Origin of the sequence: Rhizosphaericola mali (assembly GCF_004337365.2) — a bacterium.
Classification (GTDB): domain Bacteria; phylum Bacteroidota; class Bacteroidia; order Chitinophagales; family Chitinophagaceae; genus Rhizosphaericola; species Rhizosphaericola mali.
Genome location: NZ_CP044016.1, coordinates 3,506,505 through 3,531,231, shown reverse-complemented (window position 1 = coordinate 3,531,231; position 24,727 = coordinate 3,506,505). Strand labels below are relative to the sequence as shown.

Annotated in this window: 14 protein-coding genes; 6 read left to right on the top strand and 8 right to left on the bottom strand. The window is 35.0% G+C overall.

Translation table 11 applies throughout. From position 1 onward, the window contains the following. The first annotated feature begins 292 nt into the window (after nucleotides 1–292). From E0W69_RS15070 to E0W69_RS15060, 3 genes are all read left to right on the top strand, one after another. Complete coding sequence (locus E0W69_RS15070; protein ID WP_131330879.1) at nucleotides 293–2,431, top strand: T9SS type A sorting domain-containing protein; 2,139 nt, start codon at nucleotides 293–295, stop codon at nucleotides 2,429–2,431. 271 nt (nucleotides 2,432–2,702) lie between these two features. Beyond that, nucleotides 2,703–6,506, top strand: a complete 3,804-nt coding sequence (gene rpoB, locus E0W69_RS15065; RefSeq protein ID WP_131330878.1) for a DNA-directed RNA polymerase subunit beta — start codon at nucleotides 2,703–2,705, stop codon at nucleotides 6,504–6,506. Nucleotides 6,507–6,642: 136 nt separating this feature from the next. Then, nucleotides 6,643–8,994: a TonB-dependent receptor gene (locus E0W69_RS15060; RefSeq protein ID WP_131330877.1), complete on the top strand. Its 2,352-nt coding sequence runs from the start codon at nucleotides 6,643–6,645 to the stop codon at nucleotides 8,992–8,994. Nucleotides 8,995–9,029: 35 nt separating this feature from the next. Here E0W69_RS15060 and E0W69_RS15055 read toward each other — a convergent pair whose 3' ends face one another. From E0W69_RS15055 to E0W69_RS15030, 6 genes are all read right to left on the bottom strand, one after another. Further along, nucleotides 9,030–10,070, bottom strand: a complete 1,041-nt coding sequence (locus E0W69_RS15055; protein ID WP_131330876.1) for a GMP reductase — start codon at nucleotides 10,068–10,070, stop codon at nucleotides 9,030–9,032. A 46-nt stretch (nucleotides 10,071–10,116) separates the two neighbouring features. Beyond that, on the bottom strand, nucleotides 10,117–10,353 hold the full coding sequence (locus tag E0W69_RS15050; RefSeq protein ID WP_131330875.1) for a helix-turn-helix domain-containing protein: 237 nt from the start codon (nucleotides 10,351–10,353) through the stop codon (nucleotides 10,117–10,119). A 1-nt stretch (nucleotide 10,354) separates the two neighbouring features. Continuing rightward, nucleotides 10,355–10,990 carry a hypothetical protein gene (locus tag E0W69_RS15045; protein WP_131330874.1) on the bottom strand — a complete coding sequence of 212 codons (636 nt, stop codon included), beginning with the start codon at nucleotides 10,988–10,990 and terminating at the stop codon, nucleotides 10,355–10,357. A 28-nt stretch (nucleotides 10,991–11,018) separates the two neighbouring features. Then, nucleotides 11,019–11,603, bottom strand: coding sequence for a DUF2975 domain-containing protein (locus tag E0W69_RS15040; protein WP_131330873.1), 585 nt, complete (start codon nucleotides 11,601–11,603; stop codon nucleotides 11,019–11,021). A gap of 99 nt (nucleotides 11,604–11,702) precedes the next feature. Next, nucleotides 11,703–12,677, bottom strand: coding sequence for a UDP-3-O-(3-hydroxymyristoyl)glucosamine N-acyltransferase (locus tag E0W69_RS15035; protein WP_131330872.1), 975 nt, complete (start codon nucleotides 12,675–12,677; stop codon nucleotides 11,703–11,705). A gap of 89 nt (nucleotides 12,678–12,766) precedes the next feature. Beyond that, a complete protein-coding gene (locus E0W69_RS15030; RefSeq protein ID WP_131330871.1) occupies nucleotides 12,767–13,423 on the bottom strand; it encodes a 4'-phosphopantetheinyl transferase family protein in 657 nt (218 codons plus the stop codon). 26 nt (nucleotides 13,424–13,449) lie between these two features. Between E0W69_RS15030 and dcd the strand changes: the two genes are divergently transcribed. The 3 genes from dcd (at nucleotide 13,450) to E0W69_RS15015 (ending at nucleotide 20,047) form a co-directional block, all read left to right on the top strand. Further along, nucleotides 13,450–13,986: a dCTP deaminase gene (dcd, locus tag E0W69_RS15025; protein ID WP_131330870.1), complete on the top strand. Its 537-nt coding sequence runs from the start codon at nucleotides 13,450–13,452 to the stop codon at nucleotides 13,984–13,986. 139 nt (nucleotides 13,987–14,125) lie between these two features. Continuing rightward, nucleotides 14,126–17,011, top strand: a complete 2,886-nt coding sequence (locus tag E0W69_RS15020) for a TonB-dependent receptor (protein ID WP_191967873.1) — start codon at nucleotides 14,126–14,128, stop codon at nucleotides 17,009–17,011. An 87-nt stretch (nucleotides 17,012–17,098) separates the two neighbouring features. Continuing rightward, nucleotides 17,099–20,047 (top strand): M16 family metallopeptidase, encoded by a 2,949-nt coding sequence (locus E0W69_RS15015; protein WP_131330868.1) that lies wholly within the window; start codon nucleotides 17,099–17,101, stop codon nucleotides 20,045–20,047. 62 nt (nucleotides 20,048–20,109) lie between these two features. Here the strand turns inward: E0W69_RS15015 and E0W69_RS15010 are convergent, their stop codons facing one another. Beyond that, nucleotides 20,110–20,799 (bottom strand): class I SAM-dependent methyltransferase, encoded by a 690-nt coding sequence (locus E0W69_RS15010; RefSeq protein WP_131330867.1) that lies wholly within the window; start codon nucleotides 20,797–20,799, stop codon nucleotides 20,110–20,112. A gap of 92 nt (nucleotides 20,800–20,891) precedes the next feature. Then, nucleotides 20,892–24,662 carry a DEAD/DEAH box helicase gene (locus tag E0W69_RS15005; RefSeq protein ID WP_131331984.1) on the bottom strand — a complete coding sequence of 1,257 codons (3,771 nt, stop codon included), beginning with the start codon at nucleotides 24,660–24,662 and terminating at the stop codon, nucleotides 20,892–20,894. Nucleotides 24,663–24,727: the final 65 nt, after the last annotated feature.

Sequence of the window (24,727 nt, the reverse complement as noted above, 5' to 3'; positions counted from 1 at the left end):
TATTGGACTATGAAATCTATATCGACTATTGAATATAGAAGGTGCACGTTTTAAATGTAAAAATCATTATATGCTGATCTTTAATATCCGTTTTCTGTCTTTTATTTGAATAAGTGCATATATGTAATTAGAAATTAATTTTTAATGAAGACTATTTAAAATAATAATCACATAGATTTTGGTGTACTTTTTAGTATTAAAATATTATAATATTTTGATACTAGTCTTAATGTGTGAAATTTGTATGTTAAATTTGTAGGCTATTGACACACTTCTAAATTTAAAACAGCGTATGGACATTTTGAGAAATCTACACATTTTATCTTTAAGAAAGATACTTTTCTTTTTTTGTTTATTATTTTGCAATAGTACCGTAATTGCACAAACGTATTACCATACTCCACTTACCAATCTTACGGGATTTACAAAGGATATAGTCGCGAGTGGAAGCTACTCCGTGACTGACAATAGCAGTTCAGTACCTCGCTATACGTTGAATCCGAATACTGAATCACCATTTGATTATACAAGTGGAGCGTATGGGGGGTATATTTTGTATAGTACAAATTACAGTTTATCCAGTGCCACAGCACCAACTGGAGGTTTGCCATCTAGTGGCTTATTTGCTTCGTCTTGGAATTCTGAAGCACATAATTATAAATTACAATCTTACAGTACCACTAATTCTCTTTGGCTATATCATTCTGGAGCGACTGGAACCTTAACGTTTCCTACTGCACAGTCGTATCAAGATTTGTACATTATGACCATTGGTGGAGATGGCGGCGGTTTGGTTAATATTACAATAACCTATACGGATAATACTACTTCTACTACGTCATTAACTGGAGCAGATTGGAATGGTGGTCCTACTTCGTCTACAACAACTCTTGGTGTAATCAGTGGATATAGTGCATTGATAAGAGCTTCAAGTGTAAGTGGGGAAACGGGAAATGTAAAATCGGGTGTTACGAATCAAACCGTTAAATTTTATGAAAGTAAAATACTGCCAACAAATACGAAAAGCATAAAATCAATTTTATTCACAAATGCGAATGCAGGAGAAATGAATATTCTTGGCGTAACAGGAACTCCTACATATACGGTCTCTGGAACAGTGTACAGCGATAGTACGAATGATAATGTTGCAAATGGCATAGGATCAAATACAGGCGCTCAATATGTAGTTGGAACTTTAAACAATACTGTTATAAGTGTTGCAACGATTGCAAGTAATGGTGCGTATTCATTTACCGGAGTGCCTGCTCTCGCTGGATCGACTGCCGCTTATACCTTATATTTAAGTACTACATCTCCTGCCGTAGGATCTACTGTTTCACAATCAACATTAACCTCTGGATGGTATGATAGTACTTATGTAGGATCTACAGGTATTGGGACAACAACAAACGCAAAAAGGTATGCGAATGTAAATGCAAGTAATTTATCCTCAAGTACTAATTTGAATTTTAGTATTCATAATGCCCCAACTTCGGATACAAAAACATATACCATCGCATCTCCTACATATTCCAATACGGTTAAGACCATGTCTTCTGATGTGGCATCTGGTTCTACAACAAATGATTTGGCTCAGTTGACAGGTGTATCTATTTATCCCACTTCTGGGACTATTTTGAATGGAAATTCAAGTAATCGAACGGTCGTAATAACCTCTTTGCCCTCCAATGGACAACTCGTCTATAATGGCACCGCCATTACAACAAGTAATTATTCTATTTCTAATTATGACAAAACAAAATTAAATTTTTCATTTACAGGTAGCGGGTATACTTCAACTTCATTTACCTATAATTTAAGAGATGCTATTGGATTTGCATCTAGGTCTAATGCAACGTATACTATCAATTTGCCTTATCCATTGCCAGTCTCTTACACGCAAGAATTAGCAGCATCAATTGTAAATAAAGAAGTTAGCCTTACATGGACAACTGGAGCGGAAATAAATAATAAACTATTTCAAATTCAAAGAAGTGCAGATGGTTCTATTTGGAGTGATATAGGAAATGTTAATAGTTATTATTCGAATGGTACAGGTAGTGGTCATTCCTATTCATTTATAGATGCAGCTCCACTTTCTGGAGTGAATTATTATAGATTAAATCAGGTTGATTTGGATGGAACTTCACATTATGGAACAATTATTCAAATAAATTATGTTTACAGTTCTAATACCCAAACCGCTATTTACCCCAATCCAGTAGTTAACGAATTGAATATTATAAACCTGCCCACCGGAGCTACAAATATTGTGATTTATTCATTGGGCGGAAAAGCCATTTTACAAAAATTAGTCACAGGTACAGCTGTACAAATAGGAATAGATGCATTACCAAATGCAGTTTATTTTGTAAATATTTTGGATAAAAATGGTTCGAAAATTAAATCATTGAAATTTGTAAAAAAATAAAAGCTTCTCAAATATAGAAAAGTCCTGTTTTTGATGAGCAAAAACAGGACTTTTCTATATTTATTTGTATATTTCCCTTCGGGATTAAAATCTTTGGTATTTATTTCAAAAAGAAGTACCTTTGCTTTCCCTTATTTTGGGCTAATTAGCAAAAGATCGTATAAAATGGCCATTTATATTGTACGAATCAATTGAAAATCAGTGCACTGGGAGGTAGAAATACTTTCCGAATTTTTTTTTGTATTTTACGTAAAACCGGTTAATTCAAGATATGTCATCTACACAAGTTCAAAAGAGGTTCAGCTTCGCCAAAGCGAAAAACCTAGCTGAAACTCCTGATTTATTAGACATTCAGTTAGAATCTTTCCACGAATTTTTCCAGTTAGAAACAACGCCTGATAAGCGTAACAATGAAGGTTTGTTCCGTGTATTTAAGGAAAATTTTCCTATTACAGATACACGTAACATATTCGTACTGGAATTTTTGGATTATTTTATTGATCCTCCAAGATACACTATCGACGAGTGTATGGAGCGTGGTTTAACTTACGCTGTGCCTTTAAAAGCAAAATTGCGTTTAAGTTGTAATGATGAAGAACACGTTGATTTTCAGACAATTGTACAGGATGTATTTTTGGGAAATATCCCATATATGACTCCTCGTGGTACATTTGTTGTCAATGGTGCGGAACGTGTGGTTGTATCTCAATTACATCGTTCTCCTGGTGTGTTCTTTGGTCAATCCGTACATCCGAACGGAACAAAAATCTATTCTGCACGTGTGATTCCTTTCAAAGGCGCATGGATGGAGTTCGCTACTGACATTAACAATGTTATGTATGCATATATTGATCGTAAGAAAAAGTTCCCTGTAACTACGCTTTTACGTTCTATCGGATTTGAAACAGACAAAGATATCCTTGAGCTTTTCGGCATGGCGACAGAAGTTGCTGCGGATAAAGCTGCATTGGAAAAACATATTGGTCAAAAATTGGCTGCTCGTGTTTTACGTACATGGGTAGAAGATTTCGTTGACGAAGATACTGGTGAGGTTGTATCTATCGAGCGTAATGAAGTTGTATTAGAACGTGATACCATTTTGGATGAAGAATCCATCGAAATGATCGCTGATTTGGATGTGAAAAGTGTATTCGTTCAAAGAGAAGATGTAGGTGGTGATTATGCGATCATTTACAATACTTTGAATAAAGATACTTCTAACTCTGAGTTAGAAGCGGTACAACATATCTATCGCCAATTACGTGGTGCAGATGCGCCAGATAATGAAACTGCTCGTGGTATCATTGACAAATTGTTCTTTAGTGACAAACGTTATGATTTAGGAGAAGTTGGTCGTTATAAAATAAATAGAAAATTAGGGGTTGATATCAAAGATGAAGTTAAAGTTTTAACGAAAGAAGATATCATCTCTATCATCAAATACTTGGTACGTTTAACCAATGGTAAGGCAGAAATCGATGATATCGATCACTTGTCTAATCGTCGTGTACGTACAGTAGGCGAACAATTATACGCTCAATTTGGTGTAGGTTTGGCTCGTATGGCACGTACTATTCGTGAAAGAATGAACGTACGTGATAATGAAGTATTTACACCAGTTGATTTGATCAATGCGCGTACTTTGTCTTCTGTTATCAATTCTTTCTTTGGTACTTCTCAATTGTCTCAATTCTTAGATCAGACCAATCCACTTTCTGAAATTACGCACAAACGTCGTATTTCCGCACTTGGACCTGGTGGTTTGAGTCGTGAACGTGCCGGATTTGAGGTGCGTGACGTACACTATTCCCACTATGGTCGTCTTTGTACAATTGAAACTCCAGAAGGTCCAAACATTGGTTTGATCTCCACACTTTGCGTACATGCTAAGATTAATGAAATGGGATTCATTGAAACTCCATATCACAAAGTGCATGACGGTAAGGTGGAATTGGATAAAATTGTTTACTTAAGTGCAGAGGAAGAAGATGCTGCCAAAATTGCCCAAAATAGTGCGCCTACAGATGCGGATGGTAATTTCTTACAAGAAAGAATCATCTCTCGTGAAACGGGTGATTTCCCTGTTTTGGATAAGGAAGAAGTACAATTCATGGATGTGGCTCCAAATCAGATCGTGGGTGTATCTGCTTCTATGATTCCATTCATCGAGCATGATGATGCCAACCGTGCATTGATGGGATCTAACATGCAACGTCAAGCCGTTCCTTTATTGTTGCCACAAGCACCAATTGTTGGTACTGGTTTAGAAGCAAAAGCTGCACGTGATTCTCGTATTCAAATTATTGCAGAAGGTACTGGTGTTATAGAATTTGTAGATGCAAAAGAAATTCACGTTCGTTATGATCGTAACGATTTAGATCGTTTGATCAGTTTCGAAGATGATTTGAAAGTGTATCATTTAACTAAATATGTTAAAACAAACTCTGCATCTGCAATTACATTGCGTCCTGCAGTGATCAAAGGTCAAGAAGTAACTAAAGGTGAATTCTTAACTGAAGGTTACGCAACTAAAGATGGCGAATTAGCATTGGGACGTAATTTACAAGTAGCCTTCATGCCTTGGAAAGGTTACAACTTTGAAGATGCGATCGTAATCAACGAAAAAGTTGTTCGTGAAGATTTATTTACTTCTGTTCACATTGAAGAATATGAATTGGAAGTTCGTGATACTAAATTAGGAGAAGAAGAGTTGACTTCAGACATTCCAAATGTATCTGAAGATATGACGAAAGATTTGGATGAAAATGGTATTATCCGTATCGGTGCACATGTACACGAAGGAGATATCATGATCGGAAAAATCACGCCAAAAGGAGAATCTGATCCAACTCCAGAAGAAAAATTGCTTCGTGCAATCTTCGGTGATAAAGCCGGTGACGCAAAAGATGCTTCTTTGAAAGCTCCAAACGGAACAGAAGGAATTATCATCAACAAACGTTTATTCCAACGTGTAAAAAAAGACAAAAATGGAAAATTGCGTGAAAAAGCGCAATTGGAAAAAATTGAAAAAGTACACGACGAAAACGTAAAAGAAATCAATGATTTGTTGTTAAACAAATTACAGATTTTATTGAAAGAAAAAGCATCTGCAGGTATCAGCAACAACTTCGGTGAATTGTTGATCTCTAAGGGTTCTAAATTTAATTCCAAAAATCTTGGATCTGTTGATTTCCAAAACGTTAATCCATTGGGTTGGACTGGCGAAGAAGATACTGATAACTATGTAAACGTGCTTTTACATAATTATAATATCCGTTTCAATGAAGAATTGGGGCGTTACAAACGTGAAAAATTCAATATCTCTATCGGTGATGAATTGCCAGCTGGTGTATTGAAATTAGCGAAAGTATATCTTGCCGTTAAGCGTAAATTGAAAGTGGGGGATAAAATGGCGGGACGTCATGGTAACAAAGGTATTGTTGCTAAGATCGTACGTCAAGAAGATATGCCTTTCTTGGAAGATGGAACTCCAGTTGATATCGTATTGAATCCATTGGGTGTACCTTCTCGTATGAATATCGGACAGATTTACGAAACTATCCTTGGATGGTGTGGTAAAAAATTGGATATGAAATTTGCTACTCCAATTTTTGATGGTGCTACTCCAGAAGAAATTTCTGATTTCTGTGATAAAGCAGGAATTCCAAGTATGGGACACTCTTATTTGTACAATGGAGAAACTGGTGAACGTTTCCACCAAAAAGCAACTGTAGGGGTGATCTACATGATCAAATTGCACCACATGGTGGATGATAAAATGCACGCGCGTTCTATCGGACCATACAGTTTGATTACGCAACAACCTTTGGGTGGTAAAGCTCAATTTGGTGGTCAGCGTTTTGGGGAAATGGAAGTTTGGGCATTGGAAGCATACGGTGCATCTAGCCTACTTCAAGAATTGTTAACCATTAAGTCTGATGATATTGTAGGTCGTGCAAAAACTTACGAAGCCATCGTTAAGGGTGAAAACATTCCAAAACCAGGTGTTCCAGAATCATTCAATGTATTGGTTCACGAGTTACGTGGTTTAGGTTTAGATTTGAAATTCGAATAAGAATTTTAATAAATTATATAAAAATGGCTCATCTTTCGATGAGCCATTTTTTTGTTTATAGAATTTCCCAAATTCGTAAGTGTTAAAATGAATTAACAATGCACATTTGCTCTTTTGTAAATATCATCACAACTGTATGCAAATACGTACTAAAATTTTTCTATTTCTAGGCTTATGTCTATTCATTTTCCTACATGGAAATGCACAAAACATAAAAGATACTGTTCTCGTTGGTAAACTTTTGACCTCTGATGCTAAGGCTGCGGAGGGCGTTCAGATTTCTTTGCCTTTATTAAAACGAAAAGTATATTCCAATGATAAAGGACAATTTATCATAGATCATTTAATACCGGGTAATTATGATATTGAAATAACTCCAGAAGGATTTAAATCGATAAAAAAATCTATCGTTATTAGGAGTGATACCAACTATTTTAATCTCACCTTATTGTTATCAACCCATGACTTGGAAGATGTTACCATCTTCACTAGAATGAATAAATTCAATAAAAAAGAAACGGATGATATCGCAAGGATGCCATTGAAAAATATTGAAAATCCCCAAGTTTACACAGTTGTTCCAAAAGAGTTGCTGCAAGAACAAATTGTGTCAGATTACAATAGTGCATTTAAAAATATTCCAGGAGCAGGCGTTCCTGTTGTATATAATCAAGGGCGAAGTGCATTGCTTTCTCGAGGATTTACCACTGCTAATTTAATTAGAAATAGTGTCTCAGGATTTGTATATACCAATATTGATCCGGCTAATTTGGAAAGGTTGGAGGCTATCAAAGGACCATCGGGAACCTTGTTTAGTAGTAGTTTGATTTCCTTTGGTGGTTTATTTAACCGCGTTACTAAAAAACCTCAGGATAATACCCAAACAGAATTAAGTTATACCACTGGAAGTTTTAGTTTGAATAGATTGACTTTTGATATCAATCGCCCACTAGACGCTAGTCATAACACTTTGTTTCGATTAAATGGAGCTTTGCATACGGAAAAAAGTTTTCAAGATGCTGGATTTAATAAAAATGTGATGTTGGCTCCGAGTTTTTTATTTAAAATAAATGATCGATTAAATATTTCTTTGGATATAGAAGCTGCAGCATTCAATGGTACTTCTCCGATTCGTTTTGCGCCATCAACCACAGGTAAAGTTCATAATATAAAAGACTTAGGATTACCATACAAACTCTCTTTTTTGACCAATCCATTGGACTATAATACCAAATCCGTGAATATCTATAGTCAAATAAATTACAAATTAAATGATGATTGGCGATTGCAAACCAATTTTACACGTACGTATTCCACTACGGAAGGTTATGTGACACAATTGATAGGAAAGTCAGACAGTACGCTTCAACAAAGAGCGCAGATCGAAAATTTCCCATACAATGGTGTGGATGTACAACAAAATCTCAATGGCGAATATTATATCGGAAAAATGCGCAATAGGATTGTTATTGGTTTAGATTTCTTTAATCAAAAAAGCGATCGTTCTACACCAACGATTACGATGCCAGCAATCAATTTTAAAAATATCACGTCAGCTTACTATAATTTCAATCCTGCAAAAGTCGATTCTGCGGCAACGAAAGTTTCTCCACAAGTATATCAAACGAATATTTATAGTTATAGTGCTTATGTGTCCAATGTTATCAATTTGACGGATAAATTAAATGTAATGTTGAGTGTACGCGTAGACCGATATAAAGATGATGGCACGTATTATCCTATCCGAGATTCAAGTGTTGGTGCATTTATGCAAACCGCTTTTTCTCCTAAGTTTGGAGTGGTATATGAAGTAATAAAAGATCAATTGTCCTTATTTGGCAATTATATGAATGGTTATAATAATCAAGGAGGTACAGATTTCAATGGTAATACATTCAAACCACAACAAGCAAATCAATGGGAAGCAGGTTTTAAATTTGATGTTTTTCATCATAGAGTTGTGTCCACTGTCTCTTATTATAATATCAACGTTACCAACACATTACGCGACGATCCGTCTAATCCTGGCTATTCTATCCAAGATGGGACGCAACTTAGTCGTGGTTTTGAAGCAGAAGTGATTGCCAATCCTTTTGGCGGTTTAAATATCATTGGTGGATATACGTATAATTATAGCAAATATACAGCGGGCGATACTTCTATTTTGGGTTTGCGTCCGGCAACTGCGGGCCCTAGCAAAATGGCAAATCTTTGGCTAAGTTATAAATTTTTATATGGTAGTTTGCGCGGATTAGGATTAGGTGTAGGTGGCAATTACGGAAGCAAGTCTTTTCAGACCAATACACATGCATTTGTATTTGAAATTCCTTCTTATAAAACAATGGATGCTACTATTTTCTACGATCAGCCAAAATATCGTTTTGGGATAAAAGTGGATAATATCACCAATGAAAAATATTGGTCGTTTAGGTTGGCTCCGCAGAATCCGACAAGAGTTTCGATTAACTTAACTTTAAAAATGCATTAGTAAAATAAAAGGTCGCCAGTTGGCGACCTTAGTTGTTACGAAAATATTTGATTTTCTTGTTCTTGTACTCTGATAAATGTGGTTCGTTTAGATAATTCTTTTAAAGAGCCAGCTCCTACATAAGTACAGGTAGATCTGAGTCCACCCAAAATATCTTTGACGGTTTCTTCTACAGGACCTTTGAATGGAACTTTTACTGTTTTACCTTCTGATGCGCGATATTCGGCAACTCCACCACTATGTTTGTCCATTGCCGTAGCCGAACTCATACCATAAAATTGGCGGAATTTTTTCCCATTTTCTTCAATCAATTCGCCACCACTTTCTTCATGTCCTGCCAACATACCACCTAACATGACGAAATCAGCGCCGCCGCCAAATGCTTTTGCTACGTCACCGGGAATTTTGCAACCACCATCCGAAATGATCTGTCCTTTCAAACCATGTGCAGCGTCAGCACATTCGATAATGGCAGATAATTGTGGATAGCCAACACCCGTTTTTACCCTTGTTGTACAAACTGATCCTGGTCCAATTCCTACTTTGATAATTTCAGCTCCTGCTAATATTAATTCTTCTACCATTTCGCCCGTGACAACGTTGCCTGCGATAATCGTTTTATCTGGAAATTTATCTCTTGCTCTTTTTACAAAATCTACAAATGCTTCCGAATAACCATTGGCAACATCAATACAAATAAATTGTAAATCAGGATGTTGATTTAAAATTAAGGATAATTTTTCCGCATCATTTTTACTCGTGCCAGTACTAACCGCGATGTGTTGGAAAATACCATTGTCTGTTTGACTATGCAAAAATATTTTCCAATCATCCGTCGTATAATGTTTATGGATGGCAGTAATCAGTCCATCTTTTGCCAATGCTTCTGCCATAGCAAATGTGCCCACAGTATCCATGTTTGCAGCAATAATCGGTACGCCTTTCCAATTTCTATTGCTGTGTACGAAATGGTATTCTCGTTCCAATGACACTTGAGAACGGCTATGTAATGTTGATCTTTTTGGACGGATCATCACATCCTTAAATCCTAGCTTAATATCGTTTTCTATTCTCATATTATATCTTTAAATATTGCGATTACGCAACACATAAAGATACGTATTATTCATGGTTAAACAATGCATCATATTTTTCTTGTGTGACAAATTCGAGGATGTCGCCAGGTTGACATTGTAAGACTTCGCATATTTTTTCTAATGTTGAAAAACGAATAGCTTTTGCCTTTCCTGTTTTTAAAATGGAAAGATTGGACAAGGTAATACCGACTTTTTCGCTCAGTTCATTGAGTGAAATTTTTTTCTTTGCCATTTCTACATCTAAATTCACAATTACAGGCATGCTATACGGTTAAGTCGTTTTCTGATTTAATGGAAATGGCATATTGCCAAATGTAGGAAAGAAATAGTAGAATGATCGTAATTGGAATCACGGATGCATCAAATTGATCTAACCCAAATAATCCTGTTTTATAATTGGGTAAATGTGTCTTATGTGCAACTTTATAATAGTCGTAGGATTGTAAAAGTTGAAAAGCAATATTTATAATTCCTAGTTTAATAGTAAAAGATCTTAGTTTAATTGGGGTGTCAATGGAATATAAATGTTGAATAGTGAGCTTATATATAAATACCAAATACCTTATAATTATAATAAAAACCCAAGTTTCAAAAATTACAGAAATTATTTCAATGATCAATTGTTCCCAACCTATAAATTGCTTGGGAATGGTAGATTCTTGGTTAATGACAGAGTATGTATAAATGCTATTTTTGATCGTATTACTGTCAGGAAATATTTGTATAATATTCGATTTTTTGACTTTTATACTTTCCCATGACCATTCGATTTTATTCTTATTCTCTGTTAACCAAGGAGTTTTATAGTTGAATGGAATCAAGATAACTAAGAAGTAAATTACTTCAATAAGTATAAATATTTTAAAAGCTTTTAAACAATTAGCTAATTTTTGTTCCATATAGTATTTTTAATGATTTGTAAATAGGTTAAACAGTTAAGGAGTGTTCAGACTTAATATCAATTGCATAATTCCAAATAATTGATATAATCGAAAAAATGATTATATAAACTATAAATGTTAGATCTAGATCTGTAATTGAAAATGAAGAAATAGTATAGTCTTTTATTGATAAGCCTTTTGTTTTATCATGAGTGTCTAAGATTAAATATAAATTGTAAAAGATTCCCCATAATGCAATTGTAATTATGATATGATTAATCAGAGAAATGTTGCTTTTGTCAAAAATGTGTAGGCTTTGAAGATTGTTTAATAACCTAAATATTTGAAAAATCAATACAATTGCGATGATTGAAATGATGGAGACAAAAATGAGCTCAATAAAAATATAGGATGACTCTTTACCCGCTTTATTAGTAATCATAAATTGGCTGATCCCAACGATTTGTTTTTCAGAACCTGCGCTTAAAAGAGTGTATTTAGTTGCCCCATCTTTAAAACCATTAATAAAGTCCTGCCTGTTATTGTATGCTGAAAAGAGAAAATAGCCAATGATGATTACTTTAAGTATAATAACCAAACTCTTCACTTTTTTAAGTTTCTTTTCCTTCATAGGTTTATTTTTAATAAAGGTATAATATTTATTGATAAACGATAAATATTATTTAATAAAAAAGACTTTAGATAATTTCTAAAGTCTTTTTTATAATTTTTACTCTCTTTCTCCAATGGCTTTTTTGAGATGTTTGACCTCTTCCCATAATTCAGGAATACGTTTTTGCCAAACCAATTCACGTCTTTTGCCTTGCGCCTCTTCCGCCGGATATCCGAAATAAACTTTATTGGCTTTTAAAGATGAGGGAACGCCACTTTGCGCCAATACTTGCGTATTTTTCCCAATAGTCAAAGTTTTACTCACACCCACTTGTCCCCAAAGACAAACGCCCTCTTCGATAATTGTAGCGCCTGCAATACCCACTTGTGCGGCAAACAAACAATTTTTTCCAATGGCATTGTCGTGTCCAATGTGTACGAGATTATCTATTTTGGTACCTTGTCCGATCACTGTTGATGCGGTCACGCCACGATCGATGGTACAATTACAACCAATTTCTACATTATTCTCAATGACAACGTTGCCACAGCTCTGCATTCTTTTATACCAAACTTCTCGATCTTTTTTCGTGTTATAATAAAAAGCGTCGCCACCGATAACCGTTCCAGATTGTATTACAACATTGTCTCCGATTTCTGTATAATCTAGAATAGTCACATTGGGGAATATGCGACAATTATTACCAATAATTACGTCTTTCCCGATGAAAACACCAGGCATAATGATTGTATTTTCACCAATTTTGGCATCTTCATTAATCATTTTATCTGCTGGTGAAAATGGACGAAAATGATTGACAATTTTCAAATAAGCCTCAAATGGTTGATCTGCTACAATCAAGGTTTTGCCCGCTGGACAATCTACCTCTGTAGAATTGATGATAATATGTGTTGCATTACTATTGATACAAGTATCATAATATTTGGGCGCATCGACAAAAACGATGTCGCCATTTTCCACTTTATGTAATTCATTAATGCCTGTCGCCGGTATATTAGAATCTCCTTTGATGCTAGTTGCACCGATTAATTCTCCGATCCATTGTACGCTTACGGGAGCTGGAAATTTCATATTTGATTGATTTTTTCGCGGTTAAAGGTAGGGCAAACAATTAGGAATTTTAAGTTATAAATTGTGAAAATTCCAAGAACTTGATTTGACTACACTTCAGTCATTAACCAGACTAAACTCATTTGTTCGAACAAACAAATAGGCGCGGATAATTTTTGCGAAAAATCGTCTTTTTCAAAGGCGACTTCGAAGTGAGCTGTTGGTTTACAAGCGATATTTTCAATGCGGATATTGTCTTTGAAACTGAGATTGCCATAACTCCACCATTTGTAAACGGCTTCTTTTAGACTCCAACAAGCGGTGAGCAAGCTTAAGTCGATATATCCTTTTTTTCGAATAAATTGTTGTTCTTTTTCCGTCAAATATTTATGCTCGATTCTTTTTATTTTTTCTGCGAATAATTCAATATCAATACCAACGCGATGCGTTTTACTCACAATCGCCGCAGCATAATCTCCACTGTGAGAAATGGAAAAGTGATATTCTTCATTTGGCAAATAAGGTTTGCGTGTGTCGGCAACGACAATTTCTCTATTGGGAAAATCGGGAAAAAGGAAAGGTAGTAAAAATCTACCTGCGAGATGTTGCAACATTTTTTGCGGGTGCGTGATATCGCCTTTTGTGGGTACTTGTTGTTGGAAAAAAGACAAATCTTCTTCTATTTTCCAAATCGCCAATCGGGTAAAAGCATCAATATTTTGCTGGAAAAATAATCCCATGCTGTAAAGATGCAAATTTATCCTCATTTTTGCACAAACTTGAATACAAGATTATGATCTTATCGGATAAAAGTATATTGGAAGAAATCGAAAAAGGAACAATCAAAGTGGTGCCATTTAACCAAGATGCATTAGGAAGTAATAGCTATGACGTGCATTTAGGTAAAACTTTGGCAAAATATAAAGATGCCGTTTTGGATGCGAAAAAGCATAATACAATTGAATATTTTGAGATTCCAGCAGATGGTTATGTGTTGGAACCTAATGAATTTTATTTGGGCGTTACCGCAGAATATACTGAAACGCATGCGCACGTTCCATTTTTGGAAGGAAAATCGTCTACTGGAAGATTGGGCATTGATATTCATGCAACGGCAGGAAAGGGGGATGTTGGTTTCTGTGGTAATTGGACTTTGGAGATTTCTGTGAAAGTTCCCGTCCGCATATATGCAGGTATGCCCATCGGTCAATTGATTTATTTTCCTGTAGAAGGCGTTGTAGAAAATTCTTATGATAAAAAAAGAAACGCCAAATACAGTGGTCAGCCAGATCGTCCGATAGAAAGCATGATGTGGAAAAATCAATTTTAAATAAAAAGTAAATACCTAAACTATTCGGCTGTTTACCGAATGTTAAAATTATATTTACAGGGAAAAAATACATTTGTAAAGTATTCATGTGTGCTATGAATCACTTTTTATAACCAATTGTATGTTAAAAAACCTGTTTGTGCTTATCATATTGATGAGCAGCTACTTTTATGGGGATGCGCAAGATTCCACAAAGTTAGGAAGTATTACTGGACAAGTAGAAGATACCTCCTACCATGTGTCTATGAGTGGTGCGAAAATTACATTGACAAAGTACAATGATTCTCTTCCATTTCAAACCACCTATCTAAAAACGGATGGTACTTTTTCATTTGAAAAATTGCCCTTGGATAGCTTTTGGGTACGTGTGACATTTCCTGGATATTCTGGTATGAAACAAAAAGCTACGTTATCTAGCGATATGCCTAATTATCCTCTTTCTACTTTTTATATGGCGATGACAACAAATAGTTTGGAAGATGTCGTTGTGGTGTCAACACCGCCCATTTCTTTTAAAGGAGATACTACAGATCTAAGAGCTGATGCATTTCATACCAAACCCAATGCAACAGCAGAAGATTTATTGAAAAAAATGCCAGGATTTGAGATTGATGCGAGTGGTAATATCCAAGCGCAAGGAGAGAGTGTAACACGTGTATTGGTAAACGGAAAACGTTTTTTTGATGGAGATCCGAAAATGGCAACCCAAAATTTACCAAAAGATATCATTGAAAAAATCCAAGTGTACGATGCACAAAGTGACCAAAGTGCATTCTCAGGATTTGATGACGGTAATAGAACGAAAACTATCAATATTGTCATCAAAAAAGATAAGAATGTAGGTTATTTTGGTAAGCAAACTGCAGGTGTTGGACGAGGTAATCAAAATTTTTACAACGTAGGAGGCAATATTAACCGTTTTAATAACGACCAAAAAATATCGGTACTAGGACAAATAAATAATGTTAATAGCCAGATGTTTACGATGCAGGATTTAGGTGGTGGTAATGGTAGAAATGCAGGAGGAGGGCGTGGAGCAGGTTCCTCAGGTACTTTTGGTGGTAGCTCTGCAGGTATCACAAAAACGATTGCCGGAGGTTTACGATATGCTGATAAATGGGGAAATACAGATGTAGATGGAAGTTATTTTTACACCAATAGCCGTACCAATAATGATGGACATTCTGAACGGCAAAACTTGTACTCAGATACGGCTAATAATACCAATCAATATGATACGACAGCAACTTTAAGTACTAATATTAATCATCGTGTCCAATTTAATATTGATTCCAAGTTGGATTCCAATAATTCCTTATTGATCCGCCCTAATATGTCTTTTATCACGAGTGATAATAAGAATGGGCAGATTACAGATATCTTTAAAAACAATTCAGATGGTTCTAGAAATTATTTAACCAAATCAAATATCAACTCTTACTCTCATAATACAGGTTTTAATGGGACTGGTAGTGCACTGTACATGCATAGATTTCACAAAGCAGGTCGAACCATTTCATTTGAGGCCGATTGGACGGGAAGTCAAAATAATGGTTATAGTTATAATACCAATATTATTGATTACCTCTCTACTAATATTACTGACTCAATCAATCGATATTATAAAACAATATCCAATAGTAATACTCTTGGAGGAACTGTGACTTATACAGAGCCTATCGCTAAAAATCAGCAATTGTCATTAACTTATAATCATAGTTATTCTAAAAGTGTTGCAGATCAAACTGTTTACAACTATAATAATGCTACTAGTGCATATACGGAATTAGATTCTAGTTTGACGAATAGTTTTAACAATAATTATAATTCGGATCGTGTAGAATTGGGGTATCATTATAATAATAAAGTGATCAATTTTAGTGCAGGTAATGGAGTTCAATTTGGCAATTTTAATAGCATTAATAGTTCTAAAGGGTATGAAATACATAGAAATTATACCAATCTTTACCCTACTGCATCATTTAGATGGAATATTGCACAGGCGCAACGTTTAAATTTTGATTATAATGGTCGTACTGCACAACCTTCTGCAACGCAATTGCAACCCGTTTTAGATAATTCTAATGAATTAGCACAAACAATCGGTAATCCTGATCTGAAACAATCATTTACACATACATTTAGATTACGTTATTTCTTTTTTGATAGGAAAAATAACAAGCATTTATTTACGATGTTAAATTACTCGTTGACCAATAATTACATTGCTAATGTAACAACGCAGTTGAGTAGCGGTGGTCAGAGGACGTCTTATCAAAACATGAATGGTTATTACTCAATAAATGGAAATTTTGATTATGGATTCCCTATTTTAAAACCTCAATCGAATTTATCTTTAAGGACGGCTATAAGTGCAAGCTCTACTCCAAGTTTAATTATTGATAGCAGCTCTTCTGTAGCTAATATAGCAACGAATTCTACTAAAAATTATACTTTTGGTGAACGAATCGGTTGGACCACTAATTTGGCGTCTACATTCGATGTGAATATTAGTACAGAACCTTCTTACACGATTGCAAAATATTCTGTAAATAAGTCAAGTAATAATAATTATTATTCTCAACAGAATATTGTAGAAGCCACTTGGTACACAGAATCTGGTTGGCAAGTGAATACAACATTCAATTATACTTTTTATACTGGTTTATATAATACTAGCGTTCCTCTTTTAAATGCGTATGTATCTAAATCTTTATTTAAAAATAAAGCAGGAGAAATTAGATTCTCTGTTTATGACTTGTTGAATCAGAATAAAGCCGTAACAAACACACGTACAGGTAACTATGCCCAAACTTCCACGAATACTGTTTTGAAACGTTATGCAATGATCTCATTTGTATATAACTTGAAGAATTTTGGAAAAAATGGTAATAAAGGACAGCGTAGAGGATTTAGAGATAGAGGTGATATGCCCGATGGTCCGCCTCCAGGCGGCGGAATGGGTGGAGGTTTTGGAGGACCACCTCCAGGTGGCGGAATGGGAGGACCTTCTGCGGCTATGTAATAAAAAAAGTGATGAGTGTTTTACCACTCATCACTTTTTTTTTAATATTTGGTTAATAATTCAGAATTTGCAAAAAATACTATATTCATGAATCATTTTCACAAATTTGGATTAGGAATTCTTTCCATTTTTGCACTGCATCAATTAAATGCACAACAAAAATATGAATGGAAAGAAGCTAGTTCTGGCGGTTATACCTACAAATATGTAACCAATGACCCCTTAAAAGCTCGTTTTTATACTTTAAAAAATGGCTTAAAAGTTATTTTGACACAGAACAGCAAAGAGCCAAGAATCGCTGTGAATATCCCAGTGAGAACAGGTAGTAATAATGATCCTTCTGATCATACTGGCCTGGCTCATTATTTGGAACATTTATTATTTAAAGGGACCGATAGGTTTGGATCTTTAGATTGGGCAAAGGAAAAGCCATATTTAGATCAAATAACGAACTTATATGCAGAATATAACAAAATACCAACATCGGATTCTGTAGCCAGAAAGTCAAAATACCATGAAATTGATAGTGTTTCAGGGGTTGCATCTCATTATTCTATCGCTAATGAGTATGATAAATTAATGGCAAGTCTTGGTTCTCAAGGTACGAATGCACATACTTCTGTAGAAGAAACTGTATATGAAGAAAATATACCTTCTAATGCTTTAGATAAATTTTTACAAATACAGGCAGAGCGTTTTCGTAATCCACAATTCAGACTTTTTCATACAGAATTAGAAGCAGTATATGAAGAAAAAAATAGAGGTTTGGATAATGATGGTTGGAAAATATATGAGACATTGTTGTCAAATGTATTTCCAACTTCTAATTATGGTCAACAAACAACTATTGGAACGATTGAACATTTGAAAAATCCATCTTTGATTGCAATTCGTGATTATTACAATAAATATTATGTGCCAAATAATATGGCAATTGTAATGTCAGGCGATTTTAATTTGGATGAGGCGATCAAACTAATAGACAAGGATTTCTCTTATATGGTAGCAAAGCCAGTTTCCGACTATCAAGATCCAATTGAGAAACCGATAGTAGGTCCGATTGTTAAAGATGTTTATGGACCAAGTGCAGAATCTGTTACTATTGGTTATCGTATCGGAAAATCGGAATCTGAAGATGCGATGATGTCAGATTTGATTGGTGAAATACTAAACAATGGTAAAGCCGGTTTATTTGATTTAAATCTGAATAAAGCACAAAAAGTCGCAAAATCTAGTGCTGGTCCTGATCAAATGAAAGATTATGGAGTATTTGAATTATCTGGAAGTCCAAAACAAGGGCAAAGTTTAGAGGAGGTGAAAGACTTGCTATTGCAACAAGTTGAGTTATTGAAAAAAGGGCAATTCGACACAACCTTGATCAAAGCTATCGTTGCCAATAATAAATTGTCAGTCCTTAAAGGCTTAGATAATAACGATGCAAGGATGGGGATGTTGATGAAAGATTTCATCAATAGCAAAAGTGATAATTGGCCATTTGTTATTTCGGAGTTAGATAATATGTCTAAAGTTTCTGCGAAGGAAGTAATTGCATACGCAAATGAAATTTTTAAAGACAACAACTATGTAATCGTTTATAAAAAGAAGGGTGAAGATAAAAATGTCATTAAAGTAGATAAACCAGCTATATCTCCAGTAGAAACAAATGCGGGAAGGCAATCAGACTTCGTTGCTCAAATGACAAGTACTCCATTACCACCCATTCAACCTAAGTGGGTAAATTATGCTACGGCTATCCAAAAAGCAAAAGTGAAAACTGCAGAGGTTCTTTACGTTCCCAATAAAGAAAATAGTTTGTTCAATTTGTATTATTACTATGATTTCGGTTCTTATAGCAATAAATATTTGCCATTGGCATTGAATTATTTACAATTTTTAGGTACGGATAAATATAGTTCTGCTGATTTCAGTAAATTATTTTACGATCAAGCAGCGAGCTTTAGTGCTAGTGCGAGTGCTGAATCCATGACCTTGAGTGTGAATGGTTTGAATGAAAACTATACGAAAGCCGTAAGTTTGTTTGAAGACTTACTATTGCATTGTAAAGGAGATGATGAAGCATTGAAAAGTCTGAAAAATAGAATGTTGAAATCTCGCGCAGATGCCAAATTGAACAAAGGTGCTATCGCTTCTGGTTTGAGGAATTATGCTGCTTATGGCGCAAAAAATCCATTTAACAATGTTCTCTCCGACAAAGAAATTGAAGATTTAACGGCAGATCAATTGGTTAAAATTTTGCATGAACTACCAAACTATAAACATAGAATTTTATATTATGGACCTCAAGCATTGCCGGTATTTACTGCTAAATTAGGTTCTTTGCATAGTATCCCTGCGACATGGGCTGCAACTCCTAAGGCAATTAAATTTGATAGAGTAGCACAGACAGAAAATGAAGTTTATTTTGCCAACTATGATATGGTTCAATCTGAAATCTATTGGCATAGAAAGTTGGATCAATTTGATACTTCCAAATTAGCTATTGTCAATCTTTTCAATAATTATTTTGGTGGAGATATGGGGTCTATCGTATTTCAGACTATAAGAGAAGCGAAAGCTTTGGCATATTCAACAGGTGCATTGATCTCTACTCCAGCGAAAAAAGAGGAAGTTTTTACCTTTATCGGTTATGTAGGCTCGCAAGCAGATAAACATGATGATGCGATACATGCTATGAATGAATTAATTGATACATTGCCTCTAAACGAGCATAGTTTTACTTCTGCGATAGGAACTTTGAAAAAAGATATCGAAACAGAACGCATTACGAAAACGGGTATATTGTTTAACTATTTAGCGTTGGAAAAACAAGGTATCAACTATGATATCAGAAAATCGTTGTACAATAGCTATGGAAAATACAAATTGTCTGATGTTGTTAACTATCATGATACCGAATTGGCTAATAAGCCATACAGTTACATCATTGTAGCATCTGATAAAAAAATTGCTCCTGATAGTTTGAAAGACTATGGAAAAGTAAAAGTGGTTAGTTTGGAAGATATTTTCGGATATTAATTTAACTATAATCTTTATAAAAAAAGCGAATCAATCATAGATTGATTCGCTTTTTATGTTAATTACCTTTTTTGTAAACGAGCCAAATATTGGTCATTTTCATCTTCGTAAATTATTTCTACGGACCAGCCTTCTTTTATGGCTATTTCTCTTAACGTATTTTTATCCAAATATAACCAATTGAAAAAATCTGTACATTCTTTTTGATATTCGTATCTGCAATGTACCTCTCCATAATATTTGTCTTTGGGAACATCCTGTTCCTCGTACATATAAGCGATGTCGCAAGAATCAAAGAGTAGTATGCCGTTGTCTTCCAATAAATAGTGGGCTCTTTTTAAAAAAATTGTAAATCCCAAGATATTGCCACAAAGTCCGATTCCATTCATTAATAATAAGAGCGTAGAGAATTTTTGATCTTCATATTTAAAAATATCTTCACAAATAATATTGTCAACTCCACGTTTTTGCATGACTTCACAAGCTGCCGGAGATATTTCTAACGCGGTAACATTTAATTTTTTTTCTTGCAAAATCAAGGCATGACTACCTGCGCCAGCACCGATATCCAATATATTTCCCTTACATAATTCTAATGCTTTCTTTTCTAAAATAGGCAAATGTTTTTCCTTCCTAAAATAAAGAGAAATAGGCATTTCTACTTTTGGTCCAAATGGATCATGGACGTACAATTTTGCCTTACTTGTTTTTTCGAAATAATTTTTAATCGCGATGCCGGGTAAGTCTATCATATCGATTGAATTGGCACAAAACTAATTGTTCTATGAAGTAAAGAGCGACTCCATCAATAATGGAGTCGCTCTTATTATTTTTAAAATATTTTTTAACTAAATAAGTACTCAATATCTGCCTTCGTCAGGGTCTTGATAAATCCAGTATCATCGGAAATTAATTCGGCTGCGAGAGCTTTCTTTCTTTCCTGTAGCTGTAGAATTTTATCTTCCACAGTATTGCGGCAGATCATCCTATAGGCAAATATGTTTTTAGTCTGCCCTATACGGTGTGTACGGTCAATTGCTTGTTGTTCTACTGCAGGATTCCACCAAGGATCCACTAAATAGACATAATCTGCAGCAGTCAAATTAAGACCAACGCCTCCCGCTTTTAAGGAAATTAAGAATACACGACATTCTTCATTATTTTGGAAGTTTTGAATCGCTTTTTCTCTATCTGGCGCGGTAGTACTACCATCAAAATATTCGTATTTAATCCCAGCATGATCCAATTTGTTACGAATCAATCCTAACATTCCTAAGAATTGAGAGAATATCAAAGTTTTATGTGTTCCTACATTTTCCTCTATTTGTCTTTCAATTTCCTCAAGCTTTACGGATTTATTTGGATAGTCTTCATCTTTTAAAATAGCAGGACTATCACATATTTGACGTAGACGCATCAATCCTTGCAAGATGGTCAATTGTGATTTTTGGATACCTTGAGCTTCAATCACACCCATGATTTTATCGCGATAATCATTACGATAAGCATCATAAATCTCGCGTTGTTCTTTTTCCATTTCACAGAAAATGATTGTTTCTGTTTTTTCTGGTAAGTCTTTGGCAACTTGCTCTTTCGTTCTTCTTAAGATAAATGGATAGAGTAGTTTTCGCAAATGTTCTTTCTGCTCTTTTTCTCCGAATTTATCAATTGGTACCGCGAATTGTTGTTTGAAAAAGTCTATGCTTCCTAATAATCCAGGATTCAAAAAATTCATTTGTGCATAGATGTCAAATGTATTGTTTTGCAATGGAGTACCACTCAAACAAAGTCTGTTGGCAGCTTTTAATAAAGCTACAGCTTTCGCAATTTTGCTTGATGGGTTTTTGATCGCTTGACTTTCATCTAATACAACGTAATCAAAATTTATTTCTGAAAAAATCTTGATATCGCTACGCAAAGTTCCGTAAGTCGTAATAATTAGATTGGCATCATTTTTCTTCAATTCACCTTTGATGCGATTACCTCCATGATAAATATAGTGTGTCATCTCAGGGGTAAATTTCTGAATTTCATTGCTCCAGTTGTACATCAATGTTGTTGGACAGACAACCAAACATTTGAAATCATCTTTCAATCCTTGCAAATGATATAAAAAGGATAAAGTTTGAATCGTTTTACCCAAACCCATATCATCCGCTAAAATACCACCCCAATTTACTTCGGATAAATAATTTAACCATTGAAACCCAGAGATTTGGTAAGGACGGAGTGTCGCTTGCAATCTATCAGGTGGCGGTACGTCTTGGATGTTATGGTTATTCTTAAGGTTTTCGTATTTTTCTTCTAATTGGAAAACTAATTCTTCTTCGTCACGTTTTTCGTACAATTCTTCAATGATGGAAAAATGGTATTTGCTCAATTTGATATCCTTATTGGTTTCGTCTTGACCAACTTGGAATAAGAGTGAATATTTTTGAACCCATTCTTCTGGAAGTACGCCGAGCGTACCATCGGCCAACTGAACAAATTGTTGTTTGCTAGCCAACGCTTTTTTGATTTCAGAAACCGATACGGTCTGATCACCAAAACGTATATCAACCTTAGCATCAAACCAATCAGTATGACTACTGATGAATATTTTGGTTGATGGCTTGGCGGTATTGAATCGGAATTTTTTCAAAGCTTCCAATCCAAACACTGGCACATTGATCTCTCTTGTAGCATCTAAAAATAAAAAGAACCAATTATTTTTTAAAGCTTCATTGCCATTGATAGCTAATGTTGCACTGTTTTTATCTGGATGAATAAAACCAGAATGTAAGTTTTCAATTTTGGCTAATAACTCTGCTTCGGCCTCTTTATCTCTATTTATTTCCAAAAGACGAGTGCCGTCAGGAATCAAGATTTTATCTTTATCGTCGGGATGAACTTCATAATCCTTATACAAGAATATTGGATCTATAATTAGATGTGCGCCTTTTTCCTTCAATAAAATCTTAACTGTAGGTTTGATGCTATCAACGGTATCCTTTTCAATGTTTTCAAATTTGACACTATATTCGTGAGATAGGGGCAAAATAAAGTCCTGCAACGCAGTATGCCATTCAGATATAGGGAAAATGATTTTGCCAGTAGGTAAAAACTTTTCTACCAAAATAATATCCTCTGGTTTTTGCCACAAATAGAATTGGTTTTCAACTTGCAAAAGAATGCTGGATTCTATTTCATTTTCGCCAACATTGATCGTTCCCAATGGCGTTTTCGCCAGACAAACAATTTCATATTTGTCACCATCTTTAGAAACTTTAAATTCTGGTGTGATGAAATTGATCGAATAGTTGGCAACTTCCAAATTGTCTGTTTTGAACTCTTGTCCATCTTCCAAATAGAAAGTGAAATAGCTAGAAGACGACGTGTTGAAAATCTTTTTCAATTTTGGATGTATATATTCCAAGATCAATTTGCGCGTTTCTTCAGGAAGCGCTTCGCTCGTACTATGTTGCACAATATTATCCCAAATGCCACTGAATGGAGAGTTTCTATTCAGATATTTATTGACTTCGGCAGGTAATATTTTTCTAATTTGTTGGATCAGTTGTTTGTCGTTGTCGGAGAACATATCCGTTTCGACATATTTGGATAAATCCAATTTCAAAACCTTACCCAAAAATTCTGTTTCGTCCTCGTCTACTTCGCCTTCAATCGCATCCACATTTAGATAAGGATATTGCTCTGTTCCATGGCTCAAAACCAATCCTACGCCATACTTCGTCTCAGGTTTATCTGATTTTTTTTCCTCTTTTTCTGCTTCTCTGTTGTAATAAGAAGGTTTGGGTTTTGATTCTGTTGGTACGACTGCAACACGCTTGATTGTAGGATCTAATACACGCAAAAATGGTTTGCCATCTTTTAGCGCAAATTCAAATTTTCCCTTAATATTATCCTCTAAAGAAAACCCATAAAGAGCTAAAAGTTTGTTTTTCTCTTTGTCTAGATTTCTAATAGTATCGAAATAATTCGGCCCTTTATCTTTCAATAAATGAATAAAAAGGATCAATTTGTGTACGCACAATGGATGCAATGGATCGCTGTGACAATCGCAACTAGTGTCAAAATTTCTTTCTTCATTTTTTTGAAGTAAGACGTTGTGTTTTTCATTTTGATAGTTGATGACGGCTTTGACCTTTTCATCTCTCGCCTCCTCCAATTTAATCTTGTGAGAGGCTACAAAATCTTCCGCATTGTCATAACTATTCATGTCTGACAATAAACGTAACATTTTGATATCAATATTTTTCATACGGATTACCGTATATTTCTGATCATATTGAATCAAATCTTGCTCGCCTAGCATATTGCTATCGATCAGATCTTGTAAGTAAAAAAGTCCTGCAATCTGATGGCGGCACATATCCTCTTGGTTAAAAGGGCAAGTACACTCCACAGAAAGGTGGGTCTCATCTCTGAACTTCTCTGCACGTACTTTGTACCAAGTATTGTAGGAGTCATCCTTGACACGCAAACTTGCAGTCTCTGTAAGTTCGTCATGGTTAATCAACTCTACGTTGCCGGTATTGTAAATCTTTTTGCCTCTACGAATGGCTTCTTCTGAACCATTGCTATAGATGTATTTAATTAAATGTGGTAATGCCAAAACTATTCCTTGTTTTTTGGACGGTCGCGGTTGTGGACAATCCGATTGGAGCAATTTGCAAAGTT

Excerpts from the sequence above, each read along its gene's own strand:
- E0W69_RS15070 (WP_131330879.1), top strand. The coding sequence starts at position 293 with ATGGACATTTTGAGAAATCTACACATTTTATCTTTAAGAAAGATACTT.
- rpoB (WP_131330878.1), top strand. The coding sequence starts at position 2,703 with ATGTCATCTACACAAGTTCAAAAGAGGTTCAGCTTCGCCAAAGCGAAA.
- E0W69_RS15060 (WP_131330877.1), top strand. The coding sequence starts at position 6,643 with ATGCAAATACGTACTAAAATTTTTCTATTTCTAGGCTTATGTCTATTC.
- E0W69_RS15055 (WP_131330876.1), bottom strand. The coding sequence starts at position 10,070 with ATGAGAATAGAAAACGATATTAAGCTAGGATTTAAGGATGTGATGATC.
- E0W69_RS15050 (WP_131330875.1), bottom strand. The coding sequence starts at position 10,353 with ATGCCTGTAATTGTGAATTTAGATGTAGAAATGGCAAAGAAAAAAATT.
- E0W69_RS15045 (WP_131330874.1), bottom strand. The coding sequence starts at position 10,990 with ATGGAACAAAAATTAGCTAATTGTTTAAAAGCTTTTAAAATATTTATA.
- E0W69_RS15040 (WP_131330873.1), bottom strand. The coding sequence starts at position 11,603 with ATGAAGGAAAAGAAACTTAAAAAAGTGAAGAGTTTGGTTATTATACTT.
- E0W69_RS15035 (WP_131330872.1), bottom strand. The coding sequence starts at position 12,677 with ATGAAATTTCCAGCTCCCGTAAGCGTACAATGGATCGGAGAATTAATC.
- E0W69_RS15030 (WP_131330871.1), bottom strand. The coding sequence starts at position 13,423 with ATGAGGATAAATTTGCATCTTTACAGCATGGGATTATTTTTCCAGCAA.
- dcd (WP_131330870.1), top strand. The coding sequence starts at position 13,450 with ATGATCTTATCGGATAAAAGTATATTGGAAGAAATCGAAAAAGGAACA.
- E0W69_RS15015 (WP_131330868.1), top strand. The coding sequence starts at position 17,099 with ATGAATCATTTTCACAAATTTGGATTAGGAATTCTTTCCATTTTTGCA.
- E0W69_RS15010 (WP_131330867.1), bottom strand. The coding sequence starts at position 20,799 with ATGATAGACTTACCCGGCATCGCGATTAAAAATTATTTCGAAAAAACA.